The sequence below is a fragment of the Magnetospirillum sp. ME-1 genome (genome assembly GCF_002105535.1).
Taxonomy (GTDB): domain Bacteria; phylum Pseudomonadota; class Alphaproteobacteria; order Rhodospirillales; family Magnetospirillaceae; genus Phaeospirillum.
Map to the genome: position 1 here is coordinate 1,489,231 of NZ_CP015848.1, position 22,391 is coordinate 1,511,621.

The window sequence follows — 22,391 nt, forward strand, 5'->3', positions numbered from 1 at the left end:
GTAAGTGTGGTGTCCGGCCTTATTGTTTGCTGTGCTTCCTTATCGCAGAGGCGAGAATGGGTAGGCCTCACGGACCAGAGCGGATTGGCGGGCGCAGCCTCATGGTGAGGCTGGTGTTTTTCGGCATGGCCGCCTGTATCGCTCTTTGGGCCGCTCTCGAGATCATGCATCAAAGGACGCTTGCCGGTCTGGTGGATGCCATGCTGATGGAGCGCCTGGACCAGAAGGCGGGCCGCGACGCCGTGCGCATCGAGGCGATGCTGCAATCCCATCAGGCCCTGGCCAATCTGGTCGGCCGTCTGGAAGGCGTCGGCGCCGATGGCGAACCCAACTGGCTGCCGGGCCGCGACGAAGCCGGCGCCTTTCCCCCCGTGAGCATTCTGGCCACCCTGGCATCCGGCAAGGTCAGGATGCGGTCTTTGGAGGGACGGCCCATTCCCCCTGGACTGGAGGAGGCGATTTCCCGCCTGCCCCCGGGGCGGGCTCAGCGTATCGCCGCCTTGGACTCCGGGGCCGTCCTCATCTCGGCCGCGCCCCTGGCCGGGGAAGGGGAGCGGCGGCTGGCCGTGGTGTCGGTGATCGACGATGGTTTCCTGCAGGCCACCATGGGGGCCTATCTCGATCGCGGCTTCGCCATGGTGGCAAGCGAGCCGGCCGGCGGCAGGGTCGTCGCCCGCGCTGGGGCGCAGGACGGCGCCCCGTCCCGGACTAATCCGGCCCTGAGCGACTGGCAGGCCAATTTCCTGGTTGCCGGAGGAGGCGTCTTCGGGGGGGGAGACGGGTTTGGCGGGCTGGCGTTCTCCACCGTGCTGCCGCGCGACCGCCAGAAGGTGATGAGCGAACCGCTGATCGCCCTGGAGCGCTCTAACCGGACCATCATGGGCGTGGGCTTGAGTTCGCTGTTCTTTACCGCCCTGGTCTACGTGGCCTGGCGAATCCGCCGGTCGGCCCGGCGGGTCGCCGACATGACCCATCAGGTCTTCGGCACCGAGGCCAAGGCTGCGAATGGGGACGAGTTGGCCCATCTGGAGACCGAGGTCGAAAATCTGGTGTCCGAGGTGGAACGGTCGCGTCAGGCGCTGCGCGGCGAGGAGGAGGCGCGCATCGCCCTGCTGACCGAGCAGATGGCGCTTTCCACCGAGAACGAGCGCCTGCGGCTGCTGCAGGCGGTCACCGACATCATGGGGATCGGCGTCATCCGTATCACCGACGAGGGGCCGCGGGCCGAGAACGGAATGATGCGCGGTTTCGCCGCGATCGCCGGCGGGCTGGAACCCTTTCTCCAGGCCCGCACCAACGGCAGCGACGAGGTGCTGATCGGCGACGGCGCCGATACCCGTATTTTCGAAACCATGCTGGCGCGCACCGTCGATGCCGGTGTGATTCTGGTGGAAGACGTCACCAAACGGCGCGAGGCCGAGGAATCCATCGCCATATTCGCCCAGTTCCCCTCCCAGGACCCCAATCCGGTGCTGCGCGTCACCGGCGAGGGTGTGGTGACCCACGCCAATCAGTCGGCGTCGCGGCTGCTGGAATTCTGGGGCATCGATCTGGGCGGCGTGCTGCCCGACGAGTGGAAGGTCAGCATCGCCGATGCCCTTAAAGGCGGGGTGCAGTCGGAAATGGAGGTCACGGTCCGCGACCGCATCCTGTCGCTGGTCTTCGTGCCGTTGCCGGGCGTGGGCGTAGTCAATGTCTATGGCAGCGACATCACCGGGCGCATCGCCGCCGAGCGTCTGCTGCACATGGTCAACGAAAGCCTGGAGCGCCGCGTCCACCAGCGGACCGAGGCCCTGAAGGCGGAAATCGCCGAGCATATCCGCGCCGAACGCGAACTGGTCGCCGCCAAGGAACAGGCCGATCTGGCCAACCGCGCCAAGACCGAGTTCCTGGCCAATGTCAGCCACGAATTGCGCACGCCGCTCAACGCCGTCATCGGCTTTTCCGAGGTGATGGCGTCGGAGATGTTCGGCCCGCTGGGCTCGGCCCGCTACAGCGGCTACGTCAACGACATCCTGGCCTCGGGGCGCCATCTCCTGGCGGTGATCAACGACATCCTCGACATCGCCAAGATCGAGGCCGGCCAGATGGAATTCGACATGGCCATGGTGGAGCCGGCCGAGGTGGTGGCCGCCGCCGTGCGCATCGTCGAAAGCCGCGCCGACGCCGGCGGACTGTTCCTCGGCACCCATGTGGGCGACGACGTCCCGGCCATGTGGGCCGACCGCCGCCGGCTGCTGCAGATTCTGGTCAACCTGCTGTCCAACGCCGTCAAGTTCACTCCCGAAGGCGGCAGCGTCGAGGTGACGGTCGAGGTGATGGGCGATGAGGTGGGCTTCACCGTCGCCGATACCGGCATCGGCATGAGCGACGACGAGGTGGTGGTGGCCATGCTGCCCTTCCGCCAGGTGGACGGCAGCCTGTCGCGGCGTTACGACGGCACCGGCCTGGGGCTGCCGCTGGTGCGGGCCTTCGTCGAACTGCATGGTGGGCATCTGGATATCGCCAGCCGCAAGGGGGCGGGGACCAAGGTCACCGTGCGACTGCCGCTCGGCCCCTATCCCGACCGCTCCGGACAGTTCCAGAACGCCGGGGAGTAGGCGAAGTCAGCTGTAGCGCTCTTCCTTCCACGGGTCGCCTTCGCCGTGATAACCGCGCAATTCCCAATAGCCGGGCGTGTCGCGGTCGGAAAAGGTGATGTGGCGCAGCCACTTGGCGCTTTTCCAGAAATACAGCTTGGGGATCACGGCCCGGACCGGCCCGCCGTGTTCGCGGGTGAGGGGCTGGCCCTGCCAGGAATGGGCCAGCAGCACGTCGTCGTCGGCGAAGCGGGACAGGGGAATGTTGGTGGTGTAGCCGTCGAAGCTGCGCAGCACTAAGAAGCGCGCGTCCTTGCGCGGCCGGACTATCTTCAGCAGGTGCCGCGCCGCCACGCCGACCCAGGTATTGTCATAGCGCGACCAGGTGGTGACGCAATGGATGTCGCTGACCAGCTGGGTCTGCGGCTGGGCCATGAAGGTGTCCCAGTCCCAGCGGATGGGATTGTCCACCATGCCGCCGACGCTTAAAGACCAGTCGCGGGTGGAAAGGTTCGGCTGGTCACCCAGGTCGAGGACGGGAAAGTCGAAGGTCTCGCGCTGGCCGGGCGGCAGCCGCCGGGCGCCGGGGGCGGCGGTTTCGCCGGTCAGGCCGCGGCCATCGCGGGCCCATGTCTCCTTGGCGGCGATCAGTTTGTCCTTGTCGGTCATAATGAGCCAGCCTCCACCTTGCATGTCATCCCGACGACCATCGGGAGGAGGGATCTCCGTCTGGAGCAGCGGTGCCGGTCCGACAATGCATTTCCAGAACGAGATCCCTCGCTTTCGCTCGGGATGACGGACTGAGCAGATGTAAGATGGGATGGCACAGGCCCGAGTTCAGCCCTTGTCGCGCATCAGGCGGGCCTTGTCGCGGTTCCAGTCCCGCTCCTTGATGGCCTCGCGCTTGTCGTGCAGCTTCTTGCCCTTGGCCAGGCCCAGCTGGACCTTGGCGATGCCCCTTTGGCCGAAATGGATGTCCAGCGGCACCAGGGTCATGCCGTCCTTGGTGATGGCACTCATCAGCTTGGCCATCTCGCGCTTGTGCAGCAGCAGCTTTCTCGGCCGCCGCGTCTCGTGCGGGAAGGGCATCTTGGACTGGTATTCGGGGATATAGGCGTTGAACAGGTACAGTTCGCCCTGCATGGGTCCGGCAAAGGCTTCGTTGATGTTGCCCTTGCCGACCCGGAGCGACTTGACCTCGGTGCCGACCAGCATGATGCCGGCTTCCACCTCGCTGATGATGAAGTATTCGTGGCGCGCCCGGCGGTTTTGAGCGGCGACGTGGCCGGGAAGCACCATGGTTTTTTTACCTTGCTCGGACTAGATCAGGCCGGCGGCCTTCATAGCCGCCTCGACCCGGTGACGGGCGTTCTCGCTGGCGGGAACCAGCGGCAGACGCACGTCGGGAGTGGACTTGCCCAGCAGGCTGGCGGCGTACTTCACCGGCGCCGGGCTGGTCTCGCAGAACAGGGCGTCGTGCAGCGGCATGAGCTTTTTGTTCAGCTCGTTGCAGGTGGCCAGGTCGCCCTTGGCCCAGGCGTTCTGCATCTGCGCGCACAGCTTGGGCGCGATGTTGGAGGTCACCGAGATGCAGCCCAGGCCGCCCTGGGCGTTGAAGGCGATGGCGGTGGCGTCCTCGCCCGACAGCTGGCACAGCCGGTCGCCCAGCGCGGCGCGGATACGCAAGGGCCGGGCCAGATCGGCGGTGGCGTCCTTGATGCCGATGATGTTGGGCAGCGCCGACAGACGCACGAAGGTCTCGACGCTGATGTCGATCACCGAGCGGCCGGGGATGTTGTAGACGACGATGGGAATGTCCACCGCCTTGGCGATGGCCTCGAAGTGGCGGAACAGGCCTTCCTGGGTCGGCTTGTTGTAATAGGGCGCCACCACCAGGGCCGCGTCGGCGCCGGCCTGCTTGGCGTGCCGGGTCAGCGCGATGGCCTCGTCCGTGGAATTGGAGCCGGTGCCGGCGATGACCGGGACCTTGCCCTTGGCCACTTCCAGGCACAGCTCCACCACGCGATGATGCTCGTCGTGCGACAGGGTGGGCGATTCGCCGGTGGTGCCGCAGGGGACGACCGCATGGGTGCCCTCGGCGATCTGCCAGGCGACCAGATCCTGGAACGCTTTCTCATTCACCTTTCCATTGAGGAACGGAGTGATGAGAGCGGTGATGGATCCCTTGAACATGGCAGTCTTCCCGGATGGGCGGTTGATGGAACACGGGACATTAGCGGCAAGCGCGGCCGGGGGCAAGACGACCATGCGCGTCTCATGACGGACATGAGACGAAGGTGGATTGGCAATGTAAATTAGATGTGTCTAAATCATGCCGGGATTACACAGATTTCCCGGAAAGGCCGTCTCCATGAAGTTTGCCGTCCTGCTGCGCTCTCACCCAAGATTGGCCATGGGTCTGGCTGCTGTCCTTGCCGCCCTTGCCGTCGGCCGGATGGTTCTGGGCGGCGTCGCGGTCGAGGTGGCGGTTGCGTCCCGCGACGTTCCCATCCGCGTCTACGGGCTGGGCACCATCGAGGCCAAGGTCGCTTCCAAGATCGGCTTCGCCGTGGCGGGAACCCTGGCCGAGCTGCGGGCCGATGCCGGGGACGGGGTGGCCAAGGGGCAGGTTCTGGCCCGGCTGGACGATGCGGAGCAGCGGGCCAAGGTGGCTGCTGCCCGCGCCCAGTACGACAAGGCCCTGGCCCAGTCCACCTCGGCGCGGGCCATCGTCGCCAAGGCGGCGGCCAACCGGGCGCAGAAGGAAAAGGTCAGCCAGCGCCGCAAGTCCCTGGTGGCCTCGGGAACCATCAGCGAGGAAACCTTCGGGGACGCCCAGGCGGCGGCGGTCAGCGCCGGCGCCGATGCCCAGGCCGCCAATGCCGAGGTGTCCCTGGCGCTGGCCACCCTGGCCGACGCCCGCGCCCAGCTGGAGTTGAACGAGGTGCTGCTGGCCCGCCATGTCCTGACCGCGCCCTATGACGGCCGCATCTCGCTCAGGTCGCGGGAGCTGGGAAGCGTGGTGGCGCCGGGCGAGGGGGTGTTCACCCTGTTCGACCCCGAAACCGTCTGGGTCCTGTCCTATGTGGACGAGACCCAGGCCGGCGGCGTGGCGGTGGGGCAGGAGGCCGAGGTGCGGCTGCGCTCGGAACCGGCCAGGCGCTTTGCCGGCCGGGTGGTCCGCATCGACATCGAAAGCGACCGCACCACCGAGGAGCGGAAGATCTATGTCGCCTGCCGCGAGTGCCCCCAGAACCTGGGCGAGCAGGCGGAGGTGGTGATCGACGCCGCCCGGCTGGACAGCGCCACGCTTGTGCCCCTTTCGGCGATTCAAGGCTTCGACGGCCGCCAGGGCCTGGCCTGGGTGGTGGAGAACGGCCGGCTGGCGCGGCGGACGCTGTCGTTCGGCCGCCGCACCCTGGATGGGCGTCTGGAAGTGGTCGGCGGCCTGTCCGACGGAATCCGGGTGGTGACGCGGCTGACCGCCGGGCTGGCCGAGGGGCTTTCGGTCCGCATGAGCGACGCTGCGCCATGAACCTCGCCCTGCGCGACATCCGGCACAAGCTGGGGCGGTTTCTGCTGACCTGCCTGGGGCTGGCCCTGCTGCTGGGCGTGGTGCTGTCCATGATCGGCATCTATCGCGGGCTGGTCGAGGACGCCCTGTCCCTGGTGCGCGCGCCCGCCGCCGATCTCTGGGTGGTGGAGGCGGGGTCCAGGGGGCCGTTCGCCGAAGCCTCGCGCATGCCCGGCGACACCCGCGAGATGGTGGCCCGCGTTCCCGGCGTGGCTGATGCCGGTTCGGTCACCTATCAGACGGTGGAGACGGCCCATGGGGACCGCAAGCTGCGCCTGCAGGTGGTCGGCTACGAGCCCGGCCGCATGGGCGGGCCGGCCGCAATCGAAGCGGGGCGCGCCATCGCCATCCGCCATGGCGAGGCGGTGGCCGACCGCCGCGCCGGTCTGGCGCTGGGCGAGCGTCTGCGTCTGGGCCGTGACGAGTACCTGATCGTCGGGCTGACCCGCAATCACGTCTCCACCGGCGGCGATCCCGTGCTGTTTCTCAGCCTGCGCGACGCCCAGGATCTGCAGTTCCTGCCCAAGCCCTCCACCTATCGCCGCGATCAGGCGCGCGGCGCGCCGCCTCCCGCCCTGGACACCATCAATGCCGTGGTGGCGCGTCTGGACCCGGGCGCGCCGGCCGACCGGGTGGCCCACGAGATCGGGCGCTGGAAGCACCTGGGGACCGCCACGCAAGGACAGCAGGAATCCATCCTGGTGGAATCCGTGGTGGAAAAGGCGCGCCGCCAGATCGGGCTGTTCACCGCCATCCTGATGGTGGTGTCGGCGGTGGTGATCGCCTTGATCATCTACACCATGACCATGGACAAGACCCGCGAGATCGCCACGCTGAAGCTGATCGGCGCACCCGACCGCACCATCGTCGGCCTGATCCTGCAGCAGGCCCTGGCCATGGGGCTGATCGGCTTTTCCATGGGGGCGATGCTTGTCAACCTTGTGGCTGACAGATTTCCCCGCCGGGTGGTGCTGCACGCCGATGACGCCGTGATGCTGGCCGGTCTGGTGCTGGTGGTCTGCATCCTGTCCAGCGGCCTGGGTGTGCGGCTGGCGCTTCGGATCGAGCCGGCGGCGGCATTGGGGGGATGAGCATGAACGCGGCGCGCCCCCTGGCGGAACTGACGGGAATCGCCAAGCATTTCGGCGAGGGAAGCTCGCGGGTCGACGCCCTGCGCGGCGTCGGTCTGTCGCTGTATCCCGGCGAGGTGGTGGGGCTGCTGGGCCCCAGCGGTTCGGGCAAGAGCACCCTGCTCAACATCATCGGCTGCGTGATCGAACCCAGCGCCGGGCGCATGGTTCTGGACGGGGCGGCGGTCTATGACGGGGCCTGGACGGGCGGCGACCTGCGCCGCCTGCGCCTGGACAAGATCGGCTTCATCTTCCAGTTCCACAATCTGCTGCCCTTCCTCAACAGCCGCGACAACGTGGCCGTGGTGCTGGAACTGGCCGGGCGGGACCGGCGCGAGGCGCAGAGCCGCGCCGGCGAGCTGCTGGACTATCTGGAGGTGGGCGCGCGTGCAGAGGCGGTCCCGGCCCAGCTGTCGGGCGGCGAGGCCCAGCGGGTGGCCATCGCCCGCGCCCTGGCCAACAATCCCCGGCTGATCCTGGCCGACGAACCCACCGCCGCGCTGGATTCCCAGCGCGCCGCCATCGTCATGGACCTGCTGATCAAGGTGGCCCGCGAGCAGCAGGCGGCGGTTCTGGTGGTCAGCCACGACGAGAAGATCTACGACCGCTTCGACCGCATGGTGCGGGTACGTGATGGGGTGCTCGAGAGCGGTTCGGCTTGAAAGCCCTTGGGAGAGCCCTCTAGAATACGTCCCCCGCTGAACGATCCCACTGGATGCGTCCGTTGAAGGTTCTGTCCGTCCTCGTCCTTGCCGCGCTTGTCGTCTTCGGTTCGTTCCAGCCGGCTTCTGCCGAGGGAGACGCCGCGCTGACCCGGCAGGTGATCGCCGCCGCCAAGCGCGACCATTTCGACGAGGCCGCCCGTCTGGCGCGGCAGTCGCACTCCAAGGTTCTGCCCCGTCTGGTCACCTGGATGGCCTATGTCTCGGGCCGGTCGGGGGCCGAGTTCGCCCAGCTGGCCGCCTTCATCCACGCCAATCCCGAATGGCCGATGATGAGCCAGATGACCAAGCGGGCCGAGGAATCCATCACCGCCGCCACGCCCACCGCCCAGGTGCTGGCCTGGTTCGATTCGCACCCGCCCACCACCGCCGACGGCGGCCAGGCCTATGCCCGGGCCCTGTTCGCTGCCGGGCGGGACGAGCAGGCGGTGCAGGTGATCCGCGACACCTGGGTCTCTTTGAGTTTCGGGGCCTTGCAGGAAAAGCAGTATCTCAACCATTTCGGCGAGCATCTGCGCTACGAGGACCACTGGCGCCGCCTTGACCGCCTGCTGTGGGACCGGCAGGAAGCCTCGGTCCAGCGGATGATCATGAAGGTGGATGCCGGCCACCGCGCCGTGGCCCAGGCCCGCCTCGCCCTGCAGGCGGGCAAGTCCAATCCCGAGCCGCTGATCGCGGCCGTTCCCGCCGGCTTGCGCGACGATCCCGGCCTGATCTACGAGCGGGTGCGCTGGCGCCGCCAGAAGGACATGGACGAGGAGGCGCTGGACCTGCTGGCCCATCCGTCGCGCAACAAGATCCGTCCCGACCTGTGGTGGCAGGAACGCGCCATCCTGGCGCGCCGCGCCCTGCAGAAGGGGCTGGTGTCCCGGGCCTATCAGGCCGCCGCCGATCACGGGCTGGAGGGCGGCACCCAGTACGTGGATGCCGAATTCCTGGCCGGCTGGGTGGCGCTGCGCTTCCTCGACGACAAGACCACCGCCATCCACCATTTCACCCGCCTGCACGAATGGGCCAGCCATCCCATCTCGCGGGCCCGCGCCGCCTATTGGGCGGGGCGCGCCTTCGAGGCGGCGAATGATCCCAAGGCGCGGGACTGGTTCACCCGGGCGGCGCGCTATTCCACCACCTATTACGGCCAGCTGGGGGCGTCCAGGCTGGGCGACCAGCATTGGCCGCTGCCCGACGAGCCGCAGCCGACGCCCGAGGACGTGGCGCGGTTCGAGGCCCGCGACGTGGTCGCCGCCACCCGGCTGCTGATGCAGGTGGGCGAGATCGAGCTGTTGCGGTCCTTCTTCATCCGGCTCAACGACACCGTCCAGACCCCGGGCGAGCGCACCCTGGTGGCCGGGCTGGCCACCCGCACCGGGCGCCATGACCTGGGGCTGACCGTGGCGCGGCGTTCGGACCGCGAGGGCGTCACCCTGGTCCAGGCCGGCTGGCCGGTTCCAGCGCTTGCCGCCGACGAGACCACCCCGGAAAAGGCCCTGGTGCTGGCGGTGATCCGCCAGGAAAGCGGCTTTGTCGCCGATATCGAATCGCCGGCCGGGGCCAAGGGATTCATGCAGCTGCTGCCGTCCACCGCCTCCAAGGTGGCCAAGTCCATGGGCCTCAAGTACCACGTCAAGAAGCTGGACGACCCCAATTTCAACGTGGCGGTGGGCTCGGCCTATCTGCGCGATCTGGTGGGCGATTTCGAGGGGTCGTACATCCTGGCGCTGGCCTCCTACAATGCGGGGCCGGGCCGCGCCCGGCGCTGGATCCGCGAATACGGCGACCCCCGCGACATGAACGTGGACGTGGTCGATTGGGTCGAGATGATTCCGTTCAGCGAAACCCGCAACTACGTGCAGCGGGTGATGGAAAGCGTCGCGGTCTATCGCCGTCGCCTGGGCAAGCATGTGGGCCCCACCCTGGAAGCCGATCTGAGGCGCTGGGCGCGGCGCACGGCGGAGGCGCGTCCGTGACCCTTGCCGCGGCCAAGGTCTGTGTCTTCGACGCCTATGGCACCCTGTTCGACATCGGGGGAATCGCCCGCTCCGTCCAGGGTGAGCTGGGCGACAAGGCCGAGACCCTGCTGCGGGTCTGGCGCCGCCGCCAGCTGGAGCTCAGCTGGCTGCCGCTTCGGGCCGGCGTGGCGGCCGATTTCTGGCGGGTGACCGACGAGGCCCTGGAATTCGCCATGGAAACCCTTCGGCTGGATGACCGCGGCCTGCGGCACCGGCTGATGGAAGGCTGGTTGAGGCCGGAGCTTTACCCCGAGGTGATCCAATCCCTGTCCCGCCTGCGGGAGATGGGCTGCCGCACGGCCATTCTGTCCAACGGGACGGTTCGCATGCTCGAGGCGGGGGCCGCCGGTCTGCGGGCTCATCTCGATGCGGTGCTGTCGGCCCAGTCGGTGCAGCGTTTCAAACCGGACCCGTTGGTGTATCAATTGGCGGCAACCCATTTCGGCGTGACGCCGGAAAGCGTATGCTTCGTATCGGCCAACGCCTGGGACGTCAGCGGCGCCGCCGCTTTCGGTTTTCAGGTGGTGTGGATCAACCGCGACAACGTGTCCCCGGAGAAGCTGCCGCTGGGAACCAAGGCGACGGTGGCCAATCTGGCGGAACTGCCGGTAATTCTTGGAGGTTGATGCGTGGACGAATTGGAAGAGCTGCGGGCCGAGAACGAGGCGCTGCGCGCCGAACTCGAGGAATTGCGCGCCGAGATCGAGGAATTGAACGGCGACGCCGACATCGATTCCTGCCATATCGCCGGGCTGACCGCCCAGATCAAGGCCCTGATCGCCGAGGGCGATGCCTGCCCCAACAAGGACGCGCATCCGCTGCTGGTGCGCGAGACCTACACCCATGCGCGGACCGGCGAGGCGGTGACCAAGACCCGGGCCTTCCCGCTGTACCGCGAGGCTTTCGATGCCGAGGCCGAGCGCCTGGGCATCAGCAACCCCGAGAAGATCCGGGGCTGAGACCATTTCCATAGTTCCGTCAAACGAAGGTTGACACCCATGCCCGCTTATCGCTCCCGTACCTCCACCCACGGCCGCAACATGTCCGGTGCCCGCGGCCTGTGGCGCGCCACAGGCATGACCGATGCCGATTTCGGCAAGCCGATCATCGCCATCGCCAATTCCTTCACCCAGTTCGTGCCCGGCCACGTGCACCTGAAGGATCTGGGCCAGATGGTGGCGCGCGAGATCGAGAAGGCCGGCGGCGTCGCCAAGGAATTCGACACCATCGCCATCGACGACGGCATCGCCATGGGCCATTCCGGCATGCTGTATTCGCTGCCCTCGCGCGAGCTGATCGCCGACAGCGTCGAGTACATGGTCAACGCCCATTGCGCCGACGCCATGGTCTGCATCTCCAATTGCGACAAGATCACACCCGGCATGCTGATGGCGTCGTTGCGCCTCAACATCCCCACCATTTTCATCTCGGGCGGCCCCATGGAGGCCGGTAAGGTCACCTACAAGGGCGAGACCCACGCCGTGGACCTGATCGACGCCATGATCAAGGGCGCCGACCAGAACGTCTCGGACGAGGAGGCGCTGGCCTTCGAAAAGGAAAGCTGCCCCACCTGCGGCTCGTGCTCGGGCATGTTCACAGCCAATTCCATGAACTGCCTGATCGAGGCGTTGGGCCTGGGCCTGCCCGGCAACGGCACGGTGGTCGCCACCCATTCCGACCGCAAGGAGCTGTTCCTGGAAGCCGGGCGGCGCATCGTCGATCTGGCCAGGCGCGCCTATGAGGGCGACGATTCGTCCGTTCTGCCGCGCTCCATCGCCACCTTCAAGGCCTTCGAGAACGCCATGACGCTGGACATCGCCATGGGCGGCTCCACCAACACCGTGCTGCATCTGCTGGCGGCGGCGCAGGAGGCGGGCGTCGCCTTCGGCATGAGCGACATCGACCGGCTGTCGCGCCGGGTGCCCTGCCTGTGCAAGGTGGCCCCCAACGTCCCCGACGTGCATATCGAGGACGTGCATCGGGCCGGCGGCATCATGGGCATCTTAGGGCAACTGGATCGGGGCGGCCTGATCAACCGCGACTGCGGCACCGTCCATTCGCGCACCCTGGCCGAGGCCCTGGACACCTGGGACATCTCGCGTTCCAACGATCCCAAGGTGCATGAGTTCTACAAGGCCGCTCCCGGCGGCGTGCGCACCACCGAGGCCTTCGGGCAGTCCAAGCGCTGGGCCGAGGTCGACAAGGACCGCGCCAAGGGCGTCACCCGTTCGGTCGACAACGCCTTTTCCAAGGATGGCGGCCTGGCCGTGCTGTTCGGCAACCTGGCTCTGGACGGCTGCATCGTCAAGACCGCCGGCGTGGACGACAAGAACCTGACCTTCTCGGGGCCCGCCGTGATCTGTGAAAGCCAGGACGAGGCGGTGGCCAAGATCCTGGGCGGTCAGGTCAAGGCCGGCGACGTGGTCATCGTGCGCTACGAAGGCCCGCGCGGCGGGCCGGGCATGCAGGAGATGCTGTACCCCACCAGCTACCTGAAGAGCATGGGGCTGGGCAAGGAATGCGCGCTGATCACCGATGGCCGCTTCTCGGGCGGAACCTCGGGCCTGTCCATCGGCCACGTCTCGCCGGAAGCCGCCGAGGGCGGCGCCATCGGCCTGATCGAGCCGGGCGACATCATCGATATTCATATCCCCAACCGCAGTATTGCAATCCGGATCTCCGATACCGAATTGGATAAGCGTCGTCAGGCCATGCAGGCCTTGGGGCCCAAGGCCTGGAAGCCGGTGGACCGTGACCGCCAGGTGTCGGCGGCGCTCAAGGCCTATGCCGCCATGACCACCAGCGCGGCCCGGGGCGCGGTGCGCGATGTGTCGCAACTGGATCGCTGAGTAAGGGGCAAGACCGATGGGGGTGACGTGGAGCGAGAGGATGAGCGTCGGCGTGCCGCTGCTCGATTCCGACCATAAGACCCTCATCGGCCTGATCAATCACCTGCAGCGTTCCATCGGCGACGACGAGGAATACGCGTCGGTGGGCAGTGTGCTGCAGGCGCTCGACGAATACGCCGCCCATCACTTCGCCCGCGAGGAAAAGATGATGGAGGCCTGCCGCTATCCGCTGCTGACCCAGCATCACGGCACCCACACCAGCTTCGCGGACAAGGTCGCCGCCTTCAAGGCGCGCTACACCGAGGACAGGACCTCGGTACGGGCGCGCGACTGCCTGACGTTCCTGAATTCCTGGCTGATCGACCACATCTGCACCACCGACATGAACTACCGCTCGTGGCTGATCGGCCATCCCGGCGCCGAGGCGGCGGCCCAGCGGGTGTCGCTGACCGGTGGAACGGCGAAGTCGGCGCAGGTGGACTGGCCGAAGCTGCGCGTGCTGCTGGTGGACGACAACCTCAATTTCTGCGAGATCCTGCGCACCATCCTGGGCAGCGTCGGCGTGGCCACCATCTCCGCCGTCCATGACCTGGATTCCGCCAAGGCGGTGATCGGCCAGGACCGCCTGGACATCGTAGTGTCCGACTGGCATGTGGGCGAGGAAAGCGGGCTGGATCTGGTCAAATGGGTGCGGCGCGGCCCACCGGACCAGGCGGGCCTGCCGGTGCTGATCCTGTCGGGGCATGAACGCATGACCAACCGGGATCTGGCCCTGCTGGCCGGCGCCGACGAGTTCATGGAAAAGCCCATCTCGGCCCGCAACCTGCTGCTAGGCGTTGCCCGGCTGGTGGGGAAGGCGGCTTAATCCAACTCGATCCATACCGGCGTGTGGTCCGAGGCCTTCTCCTTGCCCCGCGGAGCCTTGTCGATGTCGCAGGCCCGCAGGCGGTCGGCCGCCTGGGGCGACAGCAGGAAATGGTCGATGCGAAGCCCCTCGTCCCGCTGCCAGGCCCCGGCCTGGTAATCCCAGAAGGAATAGCGGCCCTTTTCATCGGGGTGCAGGGCGCGGAACGCCTCCGTCAGCCCGAGGTTGACGATCGAGCGGAAGGCGGCGCGGCTGTCGGGGCGGCACAGCGCGTCACCTTGCCAGTTGGGCGGATCATAGACGTCGTCGTCGGTGGGGCAGATGTTGAAATCGCCGCCCAGGACGAAGGGTGCGCCTTGGGCCAGCAAGGTTTCGGCATGCCGCTTCAACCGCGCCATCCATGCCAGCTTGTAGTCGAACTTGTCGCCGGGGGCGGGGTTGCCGTTGGGCAGGTAAAGCGAGGCGAGGCGCCAGCCGGCGATGGTCGCCTCGATGTAGCGGGCCTGTTCGTCGGTCTCGTCGCCGGGCAGGCGGCAGGCGATGTCGCTCATGGGCAGGCGTGACAGGATGGCGACGCCGTTATAGCTCTTCTGGCCGTGAATTGCGGCGCGATAGCCGGCGGCTTCGATTTCCAGGCGTGGAAAGTCCTGGTCCTGGCACTTGATCTCCTGCAGCAGAACCACGTCGGGGGCGAAGGTGTTCAGCCAGTCGAGCACGTTGCCCAGGCGGGCCCGCACCGAATTGACGTTCCAAGTGGCGACGCGCAGTCCCATGTCTTCATCCGCTCCGGCAAGGTGTTGCAGGCCTTCGAGGATACAGGAGCCGGCGGTTTCGACAAGGCAGCCCAGCGTTATTGGGATTGTATGTAGAAATACCGAAAGCGCATACTCATACGGGACGCACATGTTCGGGGGAATGGGTGGCAGACGAGAAAACCGTCAACTCCAGGTTCAAGCTGCTGCGGTACTATTCCATGGCAAGCGCCGTGGCGCTGACCGTCACCGCTTCGGTGCTGGTGGCCCTTTACCGCAGCGATCAGGTCGACGAGTTCCTGTACTCCAGCGAGGCGGAGAACACACGTCTGGCCACCACCTTCGCCAACACGTTCTGGCGCCAGTTTCAGCCGTTTTTCATCACGGCATCCAATATTGCGGCCGAGCCTCTGAGGCGTCGCGGCGAACTTCGGGCGCTGGATATCGCCTTCGACAGCCTGTCCACCGGATTGCCCATTCTGAAGATCCGCGTCTACGACCGTCAGGGGCGGGCGGTCTATTCCTCCATCCGCGACGAGGTGGGGGAGGATTTCTCGATCAACCCAGGGGTTGGTCAGGCGGTTGGGCAGGGCAAGACCTGGACCGCCATGAAATTCAAGCCCCGAATGCCGGACCTCGCCGGGCGGATCGACGACCGCTGGGTGGTGGAAACCTATATTCCGGTGACCGGCGAACTGGGCCAGCCGGTCGGCGGGCTGGAGCTCTATTCCGATGCCTCGCCGTCCATGGAGCGGCTGACGTCCAATGTCTGGCGCCTGGGCGGGTTGGTGGCGGCCATCCTGGCCGGGCTCTACCTGACCCTGTTCCTCATCGTGCGGCGCGCCGACCGCATCATCCAGATCCAGCACGAAGAGGTGGAAAGCGCGCGCGAGGCGCTGCGGACCAAGGAGGAGCGTTTCCGCGCCATCGCCGATTACACCTTCGACTGGGAATCCTGGCTGGACCAGGACGGCAAGCTGCGCTGGGTCAATCCGGCGGTGGAGCGTCTGGCCGGATATTCCATCGAGCAATGCCTGGCCATGGAAGATTACCCGCTGCCCATGATCTATGAAGCCGACCGGGCCGAGATCCGGCGTCTGCGGCAATCGGCCCTGACCGGCAATTTCGAGAGCGGGATTGAATTCCGGCTGGTCTGCCGCAACGGTCTGGTCAAATGGGTGATGGCCAGTTTCCAGCCCATCTTCGACGATTGCGGGGCGATCATGGGCACCCGCTGGAGCATCCACGACATCACCGACCGCAAGCGGGCGGAACAGCGCTTGCGGGAATCCGAGGTGCGCTTCCGTTCGGTGACCCAGACCGCCGCCGACGCCATCATCTCGGTCAACGGACGGGGCGACATCGTCTCGTGGAACGTGGGAGCCGAGCGCATCTTCGGCTACGCCGAGGCCGAGGCGTTGGGCGCCAACGTCACCATGATCCTGCCCGAGGCCTATCGTCAACGGCATGAGGAGGGGCTTCGCCGCGCCGTCACCACCGGCGACGCGCCGATTCTCGGTGTTCCCTCGCTGTTCGAAGGTCTGCGGCGCGACGGACAGGTGTTTCCGGTCGAACTGACCCTGTCGCGCTGGGAGATGGATAACGGCGCCTTCTTCACCGCCATCCTGCGCGACGTCACCGAGCGCAAGCTCGCCGAGCAGGAACTGGCCGAGCGGACCGCCGAGCTGGAGCGGTCCAACGCCGAACTGCAGCAATTCGCCTATGTCGCTTCCCACGACCTGCAGGAGCCGCTGCGCACGGTGACCAGCTTCCTGCAATTGCTGCGCAGGCGCTACGACGGGGCGCTTGACGACAACGCCCGCGAATACATCCATTTCGCCGCCGACGGCGCGGCGCGCATGCACCGCCTGATCACCGACCTGCTGGTCTATTCCCGCGTCTCGACCCATGGCCGAACCTTCGAGAAGGTCAGGATGGAGGCGGTGCTGGACCTGGTCCTGACCAATCTGGGGGCCGCCATCGAGGAAGCCGGGGCCGAGATCGCCCGCGACCCGCTGCCCGAGGTGGACGCGGACCAGATCCAGATGGTCAGTCTGTTGCAGAACCTGGTGGGGAACGCCATAAAATACAGGGCGCCCGGGACGGTTCCGCGCGTTCATGTCGGGGCGGTGCGGGATGGCGATACCTGGACGTTTTCTGTGCGCGATAATGGCATCGGCATCGATCCCAAGTATTTCGAGCGGGTCTTCGTCATCTTCCAGCGGCTGCATGCCCGCGGCGAGTACGAGGGCACCGGCATCGGCCTGGCGGTGGCCAAGAAGATCGTCGAGCGCCACGGCGGGCGCATGTGGCTGGACTCCGAGCCGGGGCAGGGCAGCACCTTCTATTTCTCCCTGCCGGTTTGCCAGCCTCGCAAGGGCTAGCCTGCTGGCCTGCGCGCTGGCCGCCGCCGCGCCTTCCCCCACCTTCGCCCAGGCCTGCCCGCCCGGCGGGGCCTATGTGCCGCAACGCACCGTGACCTTTTCCACCTGGATGGCCGAGCCCGTCTACAGCGGCGAGGAGAGCCGGGCCCGCATCACCGCCCTGTCGGGCAAGACGCGGGCCGAGTCCAACGAGTTCACCACCGGCCTGACGCGGACCACCACCAATCTGGAGCTCCGCGTCCAGGGCTGGCAGATCGATCTGGGGCAGGGGAGGCGCTGCATGGGCCTCGCCCGCGTCGAAGCGGTCTGGAAGATCACCGAGATCAAGGTGGACATCGCCCGGGAATATCCGCCCGGCGGCTGCCAGTACCGGGTGATCCGCACCCACGAGGACGAGCACGTGGCCATCAGCCGCGACACCTTCCGCCACTGGACGCCCCAGGCGGAATCCGTGCTGCGCAACGCGGCGGCGCGGATCAATCCGCGCATCAGCACCGCATCCGCCGATGCGGTGACCACCGAATTCAAGGATCAGCTGACGGCGGCCATGAAGCCCACCTTCGAGGCCTTCGCCAACGAATTGAGGATTCGCAATGCCGCCATCGACACGCCGGGCAATTACCGCCGCGTCAACGGCCAGTGTCCCAGCTGGTAAGGCGGCATACGCAGTTTCACCACCAAGACACCAAGGACACCAAGAGGATTTCCGTGATTCCGCCTTCCCGGGAGATACGCAACCTCTTGTGGTACAGGCGGAGCTCTCTTGGTGTCCTTGGTGCCTTGGTGGTCTATCCGGCTTTTCCGCCCATGATGAGCGGGCGAAGCCTTGGGCGGACCTTACACCGAGAACGAGCTGCCGCAGCCGCAGGTGGAGGTGGCGTTGGGATTCTTGATCTGGAAGGACGAGCCGGCCAGATCCTCGACGTAATCGACCACCGAGCCGTCCAGCATGTCCAGCGAGGTCTGGTCGATCACCACGGTGATGCCGAATTCGCTGAACAGGCGGTCTTCGTCGCCGATCTGGTCGTCCAGCGAAATGCCGTAGGAAAAGCCCGAGCAGCCGCCGCCGGAAACGCCCAGGCGCAGCATCATGTTGGGCTTGCCTTCCATCTTGATCAGGGTCTGGACGCGCTCGGCGGCGCTTTCGGTGACGCTGATGCGGGCGGCGTAATTGTGTTCGACCTCGGCCATCGTGTCCTCTGCGGCAAGGATTGGAATTGTTCGAAGGGTAGCACCTTGCCCACCCTCTTTGGAAGCTCCGTTCCCGCAATTTAGGTATTCCGATACCGAATTCAAGTCATGGTTCGTAGGTTGCGCATATGAGCCCCGGCTTATAGGCTCGGCCGTCGAATGATTCCAACCTTGGGGAAGGATCCCCGTCTTGGTGCTTGATCTGCACACCATGCTGGTGGCGGTCGCCGTGGCGACGTCCTGCTGCGCCTTGGCCAGAATCGTCCTCTATTTCCTGCATCCCGGCACGGCCGGGCTGGGGCATTGGGCCTGGGCCAGCGTCATCGGCGCCCTGAGCTTCGCCGTGGCCGGAACGGGGGCGGGCCTCTCCGAGGGCTGGTCCCTGACCTTGGCTCACGGGCTGGTGGTGGCGGGATTCTGCCTCGTCTGGGACGGTTTCCGCCGCTTTCTGGGGCGGGAGGGTTTGACGGTCCGGTTCTATCTCGGTCTCGGCGCCCTGGCCGTCGCGCTGATCGTCATCTCCCATTCGGTAGGGTCGCTTTATCTGCGCGCCATCTTCAATTCCGCCCTGGTGGCGTTGATTTCCCTGGCTATCGCCCGGGAATTGCTGTGGCGCCCGCCGCCCCATCGCCTCGCCATGCGGCTGGCGGGGTGGGTCTATCTGGCCAATGCCCTGTTTTTCATGGTCCGCGGCGCCTCCATCGGCTTCGACATGGGGTTCATGGCCGGCAAGATGTCCTATGGCCTGACCGTGGTCGCCGCCATGTGGTGGCTGTGCGTCACCATCTCGGTCACCCTGTGCATGGTGCTGATGGCGGGCGAGCGGTTGCAGGAGGAACTGAATTTCCAGGCCAGCCGCGATCCCCTGACCGGAGCCCTGAACCGCAGGGCCTTCGGCGCACTGGCGGAACGGGAGGTGATGCGTGCCCGGCGCATCTGCGCGCCGCTGTCGCTCCTGATGATCGACATGGACCATTTCAAGCAGATCAACGACCGCCTGGGCCATGCGGGCGGGGACGAGGCGCTGATGATGTTCGTCCGCCTGGCGGGACGCGTGCTGCGGGCCGAGGATCTGCTGTGCCGGTTCGGCGGCGATGAATTCCTGATTCTGTTGCCCGGCAGTTCCTCCACCGAGGCCATGGGGGTGGCCGAACGCCTGCGCACCGCCTTCACCGAGCAGGCGAGGGGGCTGGATGGAGTGAACCATCTGCCCTTTCACATCAGCTTAAGTGCCGGCGTCACCACCCTGGCCGGAGACGAGGACATGGAAGCCGCCATCCGCCGGGCCGATACGGCTCTCTACCGTGCCAAGACCATGGGGCGCGACCGTTGCGAATTGGCCTGAGTTTCGAGCCCCCGGTGGTTGCGTTCCCCTTGCTTGGGCGGTAGTGTCCCGGTCATGACCGAGTCCCGCTTCCATACCCTGGCGTCCTACGCCTGCCGGCCCGAGGAATCCCGCGGCCGCCTGCACGCCGAGGCGGACAGCCCGACCCGCTCGCCGTTCCAGCGCGACCGCGACCGCATCATCCATTCCGCCGCCTTCCGCCGCCTGCAATACAAGACCCAGGTGTTCGTCTATCACGAGGGCGACAATTTCAGGACGCGGCTCACCCACTCGCTGGAAGTGTCGCAGATCGCGCGCTCCGTCGCCCGCGTTCTGTCCCTGGACGAGGATCTGGCCGAGGCCCTGGCGCTGGCCCACGATCTGGGCCACACCCCCTTCGGCCATGCGGGCGAGGATGCGTTGCAGGAGGTCCTGGCCGAATTCGGCGGCTTCGACCACAACGCCCAAAGCTTGCGCATCGTCACCAAGCTGGAACGCCGCTACGTGGAGTTCGAGGGCCTCAACCTCACCTGGGAGACCCTGGAGGGACTGGTCAAGCATAACGGCCCGCTCACCGGCCCCCTGGCGGTCAAGCCCGGCCGGGTGCTGCCCGGTGCCATCGCCGAGTATGCCCAACTGAACGATCTGCGCCTGGACAGCTTTGCCGGCATGGAGGCCCAGGTGGCGGCCCTGTCCGACGACATCGCCTACAACAACCACGACATCGATGACGGTCTGCGCGCCGGCCTGTTCACCATCAAGGACTTGGCCGACGTGCCCCTGGTCGGGCCGCTGTTTCATCAGGTGGCCAGGGAATATCCCGATGCCGACCCCTCGCTTCACATCCACGAGGTGGTGCGCCGGATGATCGGCATCATGATCCTTGACCTGATCGAGGAGACGAAGCGCCGCATCGCCGAGTTCAAGCCCCAGACCGCCGACGATGTGCGCGGTCTGGGCCGGCCGCTGGCCGCCTTCTCCGACGAGATGCGCGCCAACGACGCGGCGCTGCGCCAGTTCCTGTTCACCAACATGTACCGCCACTTCAGCGTCAACCGCATGACCAGCAAGGGCAGGCGCGTGGTGAAGGATCTGTTCCGCCTGCTGTTCGCCGAACCCGAATGCCTGCCGCCCGAATGGCGGCGTCTGGCCGACGGCAAGGGCACCGCCAAGACCGCCCGCGTGGTGGCCGATTACATCGCCGGCATGACCGACCGCTTTGCGCTCGACGAGCATCGCCGGCTGTTCGACCTGCAAGAGAAGCCCTGAGAAAAATGAACCTGTTCAAATACTTTCGCGAAGAAATTATCAAGTCGGTCGAGGCGATCGTTCCCGGCCTCGACACTTCCAAGGTGACGGCCGAGCCGCCGCGCGAGACCAGCCACGGCGATGTGGCCACAAATGCCGCCATGGTGTTGACCAAGGCGGCGGGCATGAAGCCCCGCGACCTGGCGGAAAAGATCGCGGCAGCCTTGCGCGCCCATCCGGCGGTGTCGGAAGTGGAGGTGGCCGGTCCCGGCTTCATCAACCTGCGCCTCGCCGATTCCTTCTGGTTCGAGCGTCTGGCCGAGGTACTGGCCGCCGGTGTGTCCTATGGCCAGTCGGAGATGGGCAAGGGCCGCAAGGTCAACGTGGAATACGTCTCCGCCAATCCCACCGGCCCCATGCATATCGGCCACGCCCGCGGCGCGGTGTTCGGCGACGCTTTGGCGCTGCTGCTGGCCAAGGCCGGTTACGACGTGACGCGGGAATACTACGTCAACGACGCCGGCTCCCAGGTGGACGTGCTGGCCCGTTCGGCCCATTTGCGTTACCGCGAGGCCCTGGGCGAGGAGATCGGCGAGATCCCCGAGGGTCTTTATCCTGGCGAATACCTCAAGCCCGCCGGCGAGGCCCTGGCCAAGAAATACGGCCCGGCGCTGAAGGACAAGCCCGAGGCCGAGTGGCTGCCCGAGCTGCGCACCTTCGCCGTGGACGCCATGCTGGACATGATCAAGGACGACCTGGCCGGCCTGGGCGTCAAGCACGACGTCTTCGTCTCCGAGCGCGGGCTGGTGGAGGCCGGCAAGGTCCAGGACGCCCTGGACTATCTTTCGGCCAAGGGCCTGATCTACGAAGGCGTGCTGGAGCCCCCCAAGGGCAAGCTGCCCGACGATTGGGAGGCCCGGCCGCAAACCCTGTTCAAGGCCACCCAATTCGGTGACGACGTGGACCGCCCGTTGAAGAAGTCCGATGGCTCGTGGACTTATTTCGCGTCCGACATCGCCTATCATCTGGACAAGTACCGGCGCGGCTTTGGTTCCATGATCGACGTGTGGGGCGCCGACCACGGCGGCTACGTCAAGCGCATGCAGGCCGCCGTCAAGGCGGTGAGCGAAGGCGGCGGCGACCTCGACGTCAAGCTGTGCCAGATGGTCAATCTCCTGAAGGGCGGCCAGCCCTACAAGATGAGCAAGCGGGCCGGCACCTTCGTCACGCTCAGGGATCTGGTCGAGGCGGTGGGCAAGGACGTGGTCCGCTTCATCATGCTGACCAGGAAGAACGACGCCCATCTCGACTTCGATCTCGACAAGGTGCTGGAGCAAAGCCGCGACAATCCGGTGTTCTACGTCCAGTACGCCCATGCCCGCTGCCATTCGGTGATGCGCCACGCGGCGCAGATGTGGCCGGAAACGGCGGACCATACTCCCGGTGTGGAGGTGCTGGCGCGCTTGACCGACCCGGCCGAGCTTGGTTTGATCAGGCTGCTGGCCGGCTGGCCGCGCCTGGTGGAAAGCGCGGCCGAGGCCCACGAGCCGCATCGCGTCGCGTTCTATCTCTATGACCTGGCCGCCGCCTTCCACGGGCTGTGGAACAAGGGCAAGGACGAGACCCGGCTGCGGTTCCTGATCGAGGATGACCGCGAGCTGTCGCTGGCCCGTCTGGGCCTGCTGCGCGCGGTGGTAGGGGTGATCGCCTCGGGGCTCGGCATCTTCGGTGTCACGCCCGTGGAAGAGATGCGGTAACAAGGGG

Annotated in this window: 19 protein-coding genes; 14 read left to right on the plus strand and 5 right to left on the minus strand. The window is 66.6% G+C overall.

Annotation, left to right across the window (positions count from 1 at the left end):
* The first annotated feature begins 125 nt into the window (after positions 1-125).
* Complete coding sequence (locus WV31_RS06890; RefSeq protein ID WP_237051529.1) at positions 126-2,600, plus strand: sensor histidine kinase; 2,475 nt, start codon at positions 126-128, stop codon at positions 2,598-2,600.
* 6 nt (positions 2,601-2,606) lie between these two features.
* Here the strand turns inward: WV31_RS06890 and WV31_RS06895 are convergent, their stop codons facing one another.
* The 3 genes from WV31_RS06895 to dapA form a co-directional block, all read right to left on the minus strand.
* The gene (locus tag WV31_RS06895; RefSeq protein ID WP_085372867.1) at positions 2,607-3,248 is read right to left on the minus strand and encodes a sulfite oxidase-like oxidoreductase; all 642 of its coding nucleotides are present in this window, start codon (positions 3,246-3,248) and stop codon (positions 2,607-2,609) included.
* 168 nt (positions 3,249-3,416) lie between these two features.
* Complete coding sequence (smpB, locus tag WV31_RS06900; RefSeq protein ID WP_068434920.1) at positions 3,417-3,878, minus strand: SsrA-binding protein SmpB; 462 nt, start codon at positions 3,876-3,878, stop codon at positions 3,417-3,419.
* Between the two features lie 21 nt (positions 3,879-3,899).
* Entirely contained in the window at positions 3,900-4,772 is an 873-nt protein-coding gene (gene dapA / locus WV31_RS06905) for a 4-hydroxy-tetrahydrodipicolinate synthase (RefSeq protein ID WP_085372868.1), read from the minus strand.
* Between the two features lie 178 nt (positions 4,773-4,950).
* Between dapA and WV31_RS06910 the strand changes: the two genes are divergently transcribed.
* The 8 genes from WV31_RS06910 (at position 4,951) to WV31_RS06945 (ending at position 13,728) form a co-directional block, all read left to right on the plus strand.
* On the plus strand, positions 4,951-6,114 hold the full coding sequence (locus tag WV31_RS06910; protein ID WP_085372869.1) for an efflux RND transporter periplasmic adaptor subunit: 1,164 nt from the start codon (positions 4,951-4,953) through the stop codon (positions 6,112-6,114).
* Positions 6,111-7,244: an ABC transporter permease gene (locus WV31_RS06915; protein WP_085372870.1), complete on the plus strand. Its 1,134-nt coding sequence runs from the start codon at positions 6,111-6,113 to the stop codon at positions 7,242-7,244. Before WV31_RS06910 ends, WV31_RS06915 begins: the two co-directional genes overlap by 4 nt.
* 2 nt (positions 7,245-7,246) lie before the next feature.
* Positions 7,247-7,945: an ABC transporter ATP-binding protein gene (locus tag WV31_RS06920; protein ID WP_085372871.1), complete on the plus strand. Its 699-nt coding sequence runs from the start codon at positions 7,247-7,249 to the stop codon at positions 7,943-7,945.
* 62 nt (positions 7,946-8,007) lie between these two features.
* On the plus strand, positions 8,008-9,972 hold the full coding sequence (locus WV31_RS06925; protein WP_085372872.1) for a lytic transglycosylase domain-containing protein: 1,965 nt from the start codon (positions 8,008-8,010) through the stop codon (positions 9,970-9,972).
* Entirely contained in the window at positions 9,969-10,640 is a 672-nt protein-coding gene (locus WV31_RS06930) for a haloacid dehalogenase type II (protein ID WP_085372873.1), read from the plus strand. Before WV31_RS06925 ends, WV31_RS06930 begins: the two co-directional genes overlap by 4 nt.
* A 3-nt stretch (positions 10,641-10,643) precedes the next feature.
* A complete protein-coding gene (locus WV31_RS06935) occupies positions 10,644-10,973 on the plus strand; it encodes a hypothetical protein (RefSeq protein WP_085372874.1) in 330 nt (109 codons plus the stop codon).
* Positions 10,974-11,012: 39 nt separating this feature from the next.
* On the plus strand, positions 11,013-12,863 hold the full coding sequence (ilvD, locus tag WV31_RS06940; RefSeq protein ID WP_085372875.1) for a dihydroxy-acid dehydratase: 1,851 nt from the start codon (positions 11,013-11,015) through the stop codon (positions 12,861-12,863).
* A gap of 16 nt (positions 12,864-12,879) precedes the next feature.
* A complete protein-coding gene (locus WV31_RS06945; RefSeq protein ID WP_145980772.1) occupies positions 12,880-13,728 on the plus strand; it encodes a bacteriohemerythrin in 849 nt (282 codons plus the stop codon).
* On the opposite strand, the gene xth is transcribed toward WV31_RS06945, so the two are convergent.
* Entirely contained in the window at positions 13,725-14,501 is a 777-nt protein-coding gene (gene xth / locus WV31_RS06950; protein WP_085372877.1) for an exodeoxyribonuclease III, read from the minus strand. The two genes, WV31_RS06945 and xth, sit on opposite strands and share 4 nt — an antisense overlap.
* Positions 14,502-14,647: 146 nt before the next feature.
* Here xth and WV31_RS06955 point away from each other — a divergent pair, with 146 nt between their 5' ends.
* Together WV31_RS06955 and WV31_RS06960 are read left to right on the plus strand one after the other, a co-directional pair.
* Positions 14,648-16,864, plus strand: a complete 2,217-nt coding sequence (locus tag WV31_RS06955) for a sensor histidine kinase (protein WP_085372878.1) — start codon at positions 14,648-14,650, stop codon at positions 16,862-16,864.
* 76 nt (positions 16,865-16,940) lie between these two features.
* Positions 16,941-17,519 carry a hypothetical protein gene (locus WV31_RS06960; RefSeq protein ID WP_145980773.1) on the plus strand — a complete coding sequence of 193 codons (579 nt, stop codon included), beginning with the start codon at positions 16,941-16,943 and terminating at the stop codon, positions 17,517-17,519.
* Positions 17,520-17,701: 182 nt separating this feature from the next.
* On the opposite strand, the gene erpA is transcribed toward WV31_RS06960, so the two are convergent.
* Positions 17,702-18,055 carry an iron-sulfur cluster insertion protein ErpA gene (erpA, locus tag WV31_RS06965; RefSeq protein WP_068434901.1) on the minus strand — a complete coding sequence of 118 codons (354 nt, stop codon included), beginning with the start codon at positions 18,053-18,055 and terminating at the stop codon, positions 17,702-17,704.
* 193 nt (positions 18,056-18,248) lie between these two features.
* Here erpA and WV31_RS06970 point away from each other — a divergent pair, with 193 nt between their 5' ends.
* From WV31_RS06970 to argS, 3 genes are read left to right on the plus strand one after another with little or no spacing between them, the layout of a single operon-like run.
* Positions 18,249-19,400 (plus strand): GGDEF domain-containing protein, encoded by a 1,152-nt coding sequence (locus WV31_RS06970; RefSeq protein ID WP_145980774.1) that lies wholly within the window; start codon positions 18,249-18,251, stop codon positions 19,398-19,400.
* A gap of 54 nt (positions 19,401-19,454) precedes the next feature.
* On the plus strand, positions 19,455-20,648 hold the full coding sequence (locus WV31_RS06975) for a deoxyguanosinetriphosphate triphosphohydrolase (RefSeq protein WP_085372881.1): 1,194 nt from the start codon (positions 19,455-19,457) through the stop codon (positions 20,646-20,648).
* A gap of 5 nt (positions 20,649-20,653) precedes the next feature.
* Positions 20,654-22,384 (plus strand): arginine--tRNA ligase, encoded by a 1,731-nt coding sequence (argS, locus tag WV31_RS06980; protein WP_085372882.1) that lies wholly within the window; start codon positions 20,654-20,656, stop codon positions 22,382-22,384.
* The last annotated feature ends 7 nt before the right edge of the window (positions 22,385-22,391 follow it).

Excerpts from the sequence above, each read along its gene's own strand:
- WV31_RS06890 (WP_237051529.1), top strand. The coding sequence starts at position 126 with ATGGCCGCCTGTATCGCTCTTTGGGCCGCTCTCGAGATCATGCATCAA.
- WV31_RS06895 (WP_085372867.1), bottom strand. The coding sequence starts at position 3,248 with ATGACCGACAAGGACAAACTGATCGCCGCCAAGGAGACATGGGCCCGC.
- smpB (WP_068434920.1), bottom strand. The coding sequence starts at position 3,878 with ATGGTGCTTCCCGGCCACGTCGCCGCTCAAAACCGCCGGGCGCGCCAC.
- dapA (WP_085372868.1), bottom strand. The coding sequence starts at position 4,772 with ATGTTCAAGGGATCCATCACCGCTCTCATCACTCCGTTCCTCAATGGA.
- WV31_RS06910 (WP_085372869.1), top strand. The coding sequence starts at position 4,951 with ATGAAGTTTGCCGTCCTGCTGCGCTCTCACCCAAGATTGGCCATGGGT.
- WV31_RS06915 (WP_085372870.1), top strand. The coding sequence starts at position 6,111 with ATGAACCTCGCCCTGCGCGACATCCGGCACAAGCTGGGGCGGTTTCTG.
- WV31_RS06920 (WP_085372871.1), top strand. The coding sequence starts at position 7,247 with ATGAACGCGGCGCGCCCCCTGGCGGAACTGACGGGAATCGCCAAGCAT.
- ilvD (WP_085372875.1), top strand. The coding sequence starts at position 11,013 with ATGCCCGCTTATCGCTCCCGTACCTCCACCCACGGCCGCAACATGTCC.
- WV31_RS06945 (WP_145980772.1), top strand. The coding sequence starts at position 12,880 with ATGGGGGTGACGTGGAGCGAGAGGATGAGCGTCGGCGTGCCGCTGCTC.
- xth (WP_085372877.1), bottom strand. The coding sequence starts at position 14,501 with ATGGGACTGCGCGTCGCCACTTGGAACGTCAATTCGGTGCGGGCCCGC.
- erpA (WP_068434901.1), bottom strand. The coding sequence starts at position 18,055 with ATGGCCGAGGTCGAACACAATTACGCCGCCCGCATCAGCGTCACCGAA.
- WV31_RS06975 (WP_085372881.1), top strand. The coding sequence starts at position 19,455 with ATGACCGAGTCCCGCTTCCATACCCTGGCGTCCTACGCCTGCCGGCCC.
- argS (WP_085372882.1), top strand. The coding sequence starts at position 20,654 with ATGAACCTGTTCAAATACTTTCGCGAAGAAATTATCAAGTCGGTCGAG.